Source organism: Planobispora longispora, from assembly GCF_016863135.1.
Lineage (GTDB): Bacteria > Actinomycetota > Actinomycetes > Streptosporangiales > Streptosporangiaceae > Planobispora > Planobispora longispora.
This window is the reverse complement of sequence record NZ_BOOH01000018.1, coordinates 67,624-74,288: the sequence shown is the minus strand read 5'-3', so window position 1 is coordinate 74,288 and position 6,665 is coordinate 67,624. Positions and strand designations below refer to the sequence as shown.

General features: G+C 73.6%; 6 protein-coding genes. 3 read left to right on the top strand and 3 right to left on the bottom strand.

All coding sequences use genetic code 11. The features are described 5' to 3' along the window. Positions 1 to 250: 250 nt before the first annotated feature. Together Plo01_RS10960 and Plo01_RS10955 are read left to right on the top strand one after the other, a co-directional pair. Positions 251 to 736 (top strand): VOC family protein, encoded by a 486-nt coding sequence (locus Plo01_RS10960; RefSeq protein WP_203890437.1) that lies wholly within the window; start codon positions 251 to 253, stop codon positions 734 to 736. A gap of 42 nt (positions 737 to 778) precedes the next feature. Next, positions 779 to 1,771: a LacI family DNA-binding transcriptional regulator gene (locus tag Plo01_RS10955; RefSeq protein ID WP_203890436.1), complete on the top strand. Its 993-nt coding sequence runs from the start codon at positions 779 to 781 to the stop codon at positions 1,769 to 1,771. A 108-nt stretch (positions 1,772 to 1,879) separates the two neighbouring features. Here Plo01_RS10955 and Plo01_RS10950 read toward each other — a convergent pair whose 3' ends face one another. After that, positions 1,880 to 2,950, bottom strand: a complete 1,071-nt coding sequence (locus Plo01_RS10950) for a DNA alkylation repair protein (RefSeq protein WP_203890435.1) — start codon at positions 2,948 to 2,950, stop codon at positions 1,880 to 1,882. 95 nt (positions 2,951 to 3,045) lie between these two features. Between Plo01_RS10950 and Plo01_RS10945 the strand changes: the two genes are divergently transcribed. Further along, entirely contained in the window at positions 3,046 to 4,560 is a 1,515-nt protein-coding gene (locus Plo01_RS10945; RefSeq protein ID WP_203890434.1) for a DUF885 family protein, read from the top strand. A 3-nt stretch (positions 4,561 to 4,563) separates the two neighbouring features. Here Plo01_RS10945 and Plo01_RS10940 read toward each other — a convergent pair whose 3' ends face one another. Then, a complete protein-coding gene (locus tag Plo01_RS10940; protein WP_203890433.1) occupies positions 4,564 to 5,682 on the bottom strand; it encodes a polysaccharide pyruvyl transferase family protein in 1,119 nt (372 codons plus the stop codon). Between the two features lie 181 nt (positions 5,683 to 5,863). Beyond that, on the bottom strand, positions 5,864 to 6,640 hold the full coding sequence (locus Plo01_RS10935; RefSeq protein ID WP_239316144.1) for an SDR family NAD(P)-dependent oxidoreductase: 777 nt from the start codon (positions 6,638 to 6,640) through the stop codon (positions 5,864 to 5,866). Positions 6,641 to 6,665: the final 25 nt, after the last annotated feature.

Here is a 6,665-nt window from a genome sequence, read left to right as displayed (position 1 = left end):
CGCGTGGTGATCGGCCTCGCGTGGTGATCGGCCTCGCGTGGTGATCGGCCTCGCGTGGCGATCGGCCTCGCGTGGCGATCGGCCTCGCGTGGTGATCGGCCTCGCGTGGTGATCGGCCTGTGGTGGGGCGGTGGCCGGTCTGCGGCGGGGCGGGGTCGTGTCGGCGGTTGACCTCAACCAAGCTTGAGTTCTTAGGTTCGTTCCGGAACCGCGGGAACCGGCCGGCGGTGCTTTTCCAAGGAGGTCCGCCATGACCGAGCGCGCAGCGCACACCGAGATCCCCGACCGCTACCGCCACGCCGTGATCCCGCACATCATGGTCGACGACGCCGCCGCGGCGATCGATTTCTACCGGCGGGCGTTCGGCGCCCGCGAGGACTTCAGGATCGACGCCCCGGGCGGCGGGATCCTGCACGCCGAGATCACCGTCGGGCACTCGGTCCTGATGCTGGGCGACGCCGGCGGGGACGAGGCGGGGGCCGCCCCCTTCGCCGCGCCCGCCTCGCTCGGCGGAGGCACGTCCGTCGCGCTGCACGTCTTCGTGCCGGACGTCGACAGCCTGGCGGAGCGCGCGGAGGCCGCGGGCGCCGAGATCCTCCAGCCGCCGAAGGACATGTTCCACGGTGACCGCACTCTCATTCTCAGGGACCCCTCGGGGCACGTGTGGGTGTTCCTGACCCACCTGGAAGACGTCTCGGAGGAGGAGCTCCGGCGCCGCCTGGCCGCCGCCGGGTGACCGGTCGCCCCGACGGGGCGGCGCTGTGGTGGGATGGTGTCGATGAACGCCAAGCCCCCCACGAGTCTCGACGTCGCCCGGCTGGCCGGGGTCTCCCAGGCGACGGTCTCCTACGTCCTCAACGACCGGCCGGGCATGAGGATCAGCGACGAGACGCGGGCGCGCGTGCGCGAGGCCGCGGACCGGCTCGGGTACGTGCCGCACGCCGGGGCGCGGACGCTGCGCACCGGCCGGAGCGGACTCGTCCTGATCTCCATGGAGGACATCCCGTACGGCCCGCTGGCCGTCGGCATGCTGGAGGAGCTCGACCGGGAGCTCTCGCGGCGCGGCTACACCCTGGTCCAGTACGGCGCCCGCCGCCTGCGGGGCGTGCCGGCCGCCCGGGCCTGGGCCGAGCTGCGGCCGGTCGCGGTGCTGGCCGGGGCGGGCAAGCTCAGCCGGCAGGCCCTGGAGGTGCTGAGATCGGCGGGGGTCAAGGCGGTCATCGCGCTCGGAAACCAGCCCTCGCCCGTGGTCCCGAGCGTCGCGCTCGACCATGAGGGGATCGGGGTCCTGGCGGCCGGGCACCTGATCGACCGCGGCTGCCGCACGCTCGCCGCGATCGTCCCGACGGAGGTCGGCCTGCGCGAGATGGGGGAGCGCAGGCTGGCCGGGGTCCAGCGGGTCGCACGGGCCCGGGGGGTCCCGCTGACCAGGGTCGACCTCCCCTTCCGGGAGGAGAGCGCCGCGGCCCTGGCCGACCTGTGGCGGGCGGTGGACGGGGTGTTCGCCTACAACGACGAGTACGCCATGCTGCTGATGGCGGTGCTGGGCGACGCGGGGCTGACGGTCCCCGGCGACGTGCGGGTCGTCGGCTGCGACGACCTGCCGCTGGCCGCGCTGCTGCGCCCGAGGCTGACCACGGTCAGGCTCGACCTCTCCGCGATGCCGTCCACGCTGGTCCAGCGGTTGGAGGAGCTCATCGCGGAGGGCCAGGGGACGCCGTACCGGATCGACCCCTGGACGGCGACCCTGGTCGTCAGGGAGTCGTCCTGAGCGGAGGGGCCGTCAGGTCGTCGGGGTGGGGAGTCGTCCTGAGCGGAGAGGACGTCGGGTCGGCGCAGACGTCGTGGCAGCGCCCCGGCGGAGGATCATGCCCGTCCGTCATGCCTCGGTGAGGACGAAGGGGGCGCTCGCCCGGACCGTGCCGTTGACGACGATCTCCAGGACGCGCGGGCCGGGCGGCTCGACCCTGGTGGTGACCGGCCGGAACGAGTGGGACTTCGTCACCGTGACGGCCTGGCCGGGGGAGTCGGCCAGGCGCTCGCCGAGGTGGAAGACGCGCCGCGAGCCGTCGCGCCGGACCGCGTACTTGAGCACGAGCGGGCCGGGGGAGTCGGCCCGGACCGTGACCGTGAACCGCAGGCGGTCGCCCACCGCGACCCGGTCGCCGTCGAGCGCCAGCGTCTCGACCGACCCGCCGCCCGGGGCGGCGCCCACCAGCTCCAGGCCGCCGGGATGCCCGGCGCGCAGCAGCCCGCGCACGGCGTGGCGCAGGACCTTCTCGACGTGGGAGCCGCCCTCCGCGCGCCAGCGGCCGAGCAGCTCGACCGCGACGCCGGGGTGGTCCTTGGCGATGTCGTTGACGTGGTTGGCCACCGAGCGCCGGACGTATTCGCTGGGATCGTCGCGCAGCCGGTCGAGGATCGGCAGCGCCGGTCCGGGCTCCATCAGCCACCGCACCCGCGACCCCCAGGGCAGCCGGGGCCGGGACCCCTCCGAGGCCAGCCGCCGCAGGTGCTCGTCGGGGGACTCCGCCCAGCCGTACATGATCTTCATGGCGTCGTCGCGGTAGCGCTCCAGGTAGGGGCGGACGGCGAACTCCCCGGTGGCGTACGGCGTGAGCGTGCCGAGCGTGGCCATGGCGTCGTCGAGATGGTCGAGGCCGCGCGCGGAGACGTACTCGGTGGCGGGCCAGCCGCTCCACATGTCCAGCCGGACCAGGGCCGCGCCGTCCCGCAGGACGGCGGCGGCGTGCGGGAACGGCAGCGTCAGCGCGGCGTCGAGCGCCCGGGCGACGTGCCGGACGCGGTCTTTCAGCTCCAGGCCGGTCAGTCCGGCGGTCGCCTCCGAGACGAACCGGTCGCGGGGGAACGGCGCCCAGGCCGCGGCGACGCCGTCGGCGAGCAGGTTCACGGAACCGGTGCTGATCATCTCTTTGAGAGGTTGCGCCATGGCGGGCAGAGTGTCACGGCCCACCGACATTTTCCGCCGGGCGTCCGGCCGGGGACACCCCTGACACGGGGTTTCCCCTGGACTAGCGTCGCCCCATGACCGAACTCGACTCACGCCTGCGGGCGGTGTGCGACCTGGCCGTCGCGGGCTCCCGGGAGATGGCCGGACGGCACGAATACGACGGGATGATCCAGGACCTCTCCCCCGAGGGCGTGCGCGCCGGGCTGGCCGCGCTGGGCCGCGGGCCGCTGCCGGAGGACCCCTGCGACGCCGCCCACCTGGAGGTCTTCGAGGAGGCCGCCCGCGTCCGGTACGGCGAGCTGGAACTGCACCGGCGCAGCCCGATGGCTCATCTGGACAACCTCGACCTGGCCTGTTACGACCGCGAGTACGCCCCGGAGCCCGAGCGGGCCGCCGCCCGGCTGGCCCACCTGGCCCGCTGGCCCGAGGCGGTGGACAACGCGATCGCCGCGCTCGACCGGCTCAGCGCGCCGGTCGCGGAGGCGCTGCTGGGAGCCGTGCGCGGCCTGGGCGCCGGGGTGCCGCAGGACGCCGGCGGGCAGGTGCGGGAGGCGGCGCTGAAGGCCCACGCCCGCCTGGTCGAGCACGTCGAGGAGGCCGCCCGCTCCGGCGACCCGGACGCGTCCCTCGGCGCGGACGGCCTGGCCCGGTTGATGAGCGCGGACGAGGGTCTCCCGGTGGATCTGGGACGGCTCGCCGAGCGGGCCGACGCCGAGCGCGACCGGCTGATGGAACGGCTGGCGGAGTCGTGCGCGAAGCTGGGGCACGGCGGCCGGCCTCCGCTGGACGTCTGCCGCGAGCTGGTCAGCGACCATCCGGGCATCGACGGCGTGCTCGACGCCGCCCGCGCCGGCACCGAGCGGGCGATCGCCTTCACCCGGGAGAAGGACCTGGTCCCGTACCACGACGGCGAGTGCCTGGTCGGCGTCGCGCCCGAGTCGCGTCGGTGGGCGATGGCGATGATGAGCTGGGCCGCCCCGGGCGAGCCGGAGGCCCCGTCGTGGTACCACATCACCCCGCCCGACCCCTCGTGGCCGGAGAACGAGATCGAGGAGTGGCTGGAGGTCTTCAGCGCGACCACGCTTCCGGCGATCAACGTGCACGAGGTCGCCCCGGGGCACTTCTCCCACGGCCGGGCCCTGCGCCACGCGCCCTCCGACGTGCGCCGGACGCTGATGTCCATGTCGTTCGCCGAGGGCTGGGCGCACTACGCCGAGGAGCTCTGCGTCGAGGAGGGCTTCGCCCCCGACGACCCGCGCTTCGAGATCGGCGTCTGGCTGGAGGCGCTGATCCGGGTGACCCGGATGGCCTGCGCGATCGGCGTGCACACCGGCGCCATGACGGTCGGGGAGGCCGCCCGCCGCTTCGAGGCCGACACCCACAACGCCGGCCCCGCCGCCCTCTCGGAGGCCCGCCGGGCCACCTTCGACCCGACCTACGGCCGCTACACCTGGGGCAAGCTGGAGATCATGGACCTGCGCGAGCGGGCCAGGGCGGGGTGGGGCGCGGATTTCACCCTCAAGCGCTTCCACACCGCGATGCTGGACCTCGGCTCCCCGCCCCTGGGCCTGCTGCCGCGGATCCTCTGACGGTCACATCGCGGGGCGCTCGACGGCGGGCAGCCCGTTGACGGCCAGGTACTCGTTGAAGTTGTCGAACAGCCCGCCGACGTGGTCGAAGAAGTCGTCGTAGTCGATCAGCGACCGGATGTCGTGGACGTCCATGTCCGCGACATCCGCGAGCGGCACGGCGGGCAGGTGCAGGAAGTCCGTGAGCTCACGCGTCCTGGCGTCGTGGGTCAGCCACAGGGCCGGCTTGCCGCTGAGGATCGAGGCCATGTTGACGTGGAAGCGGGTGCCGTAGGTGAACGACACGGACTCCTCGTTGAACCGGTACCACGACTTGGTGTCGCGGAAGAGCCGGTATCTGCGCTGGTAGTAGTCCTCGATCCGGTCGCGGGCGAGCTTCGGCCCGTGTTCCCCGTCGTCTCTGAGGAAGCGGGGGAGCCTGGGCCGGTGCCGGCCGCTGCTGACGTCGACGTAGAACTGGTGGTTGCGCCGGTTCGAGGGCTCGACCAGGAACGCGTCGTGCCGGATGGCGTTGCGGAGCATCCGGGTCTCCAGCGGCTGGTGGAGCTTGGTGCCGCAGAACGCCGGCCGGCCGTGGCCCTCTTTGAGGCTCTCGCGGAGCCGGGCCAGGTGCGCCGGGCGGGAGAACAGGGAGGGGCAGCCGACGACCTTGACGTTGGTCACCCCGCAGACCTGTTCGAGGACCCGCTGGGTCGTACGGCCCCGGACCCCGATGACCGCGCACCGGTCCTGCAGGCGCCGCATCACGCTGATCGCTTCGGCGGGCAGCGTCGCGCCGGTCAGATCGTCGGTGTCGGACTGGACGCCGAGGCCGAAGATGACGACGGGCTTGTCGATCTGGTCGAGGAGACTCTGCAGCCGGATGAAGGGGGCGGGGTCGTCGGAGCCGATCTTGAGCGTGTTCGCCATGGTGAACACCAGGTGGGTGCAGTGCCGGTTGACGAACTCGGCGAACGTGGCCGCGCCGGTCAGCGTCCTCCACTGGCGGTCGAGGCGGAACACGCAGTCGTCGAACATCTCGAAGGGCGCGTTGGCGTGGATCATGTTCCCGGAGTTCTCCGCATGGTCCAGAGGGAACTCCGGGGGCAGTTCGCGCCGGCAGCCCGCTACCGCGATGGCCATGGTCGTCCTCCGTTCCCTCCCCCGTGGAGGCCGTCACTCACTGTAACGACGCTCGGACGGAACGGGAGGGCTTTCCGTCAGGCCGGGCCCGCGGGCGGGGGTCAGCGGTCGACGGCCGTCGCGGGGAAACGCGGGCAGGGGGCGGCGATCGACGGCCGTCGTGGGGAAGCGCAGGCGGGGCTCAGCGGTCGACGGCCGTCGCGCCGCCGTCCACCACCAGGTGGGCGCCGGTGATGAAGGACGCCTCGTCGCCCATCAGGAAGCGCACCGCCGCCGCGACCTCCTCGGGACGGCCGAGGCGGCCCGAGATCGCCTTCTTCCGGAACGCCTCCATGAAGCCCGGGTCGCCGCCGGTGGCGTCGGTCAGCATCGGGGTGTCGATGTAGCCGGGGCAGACGGCGTTCACCCGGATCGGGGCCAGCTCGTGGGCCATGGACCGGGTCAGGCCGAGCAGGCCCGCCTTGGAGGAGCAGTAGGCCGGGACGAAGGCCTGGCCGACCAGGCCCTCGATCGAGGCGATGCCCACGATCGCGGACCCTTCGTGCTGCCGCAGGTCGTCCAGGATCGCCCGGGTCAGCAGGGGCTGGGCGCGCAGGTTGACGTTGAGGACCCGGTCCCAGGCGGCCTCGTCGAGGTCGGCGATCGCGGCGGGGCCGGCGGCGCCGGCCGCGTGGACCAGGCCGCCGATCGAGCCGAGGGCCTCACGGGTGGCGGCGACCGCGGCGGGGAAGGCCGAGGAGTCGGTGACGTCGATCGCCACACCGAGGGCGGGCACGCCGTCCGCCGCGGCGGCGGAGGCCGTCTCCTTGGCGCCCGCCTCGTCGCGGTCCCAGATCGCGACCGGCCGCCCGGCGCGGGCGAGCGCCAGCGCGCAGGCCCGGCCGATCCCGGAGGCTCCGCCGGTGACGATGATCCCGGTCGCGGGCATGATGACCTCCTCGGCGTGGGTGTCCCTCACGGTAACCCGCTCTGCCAACCTAGCG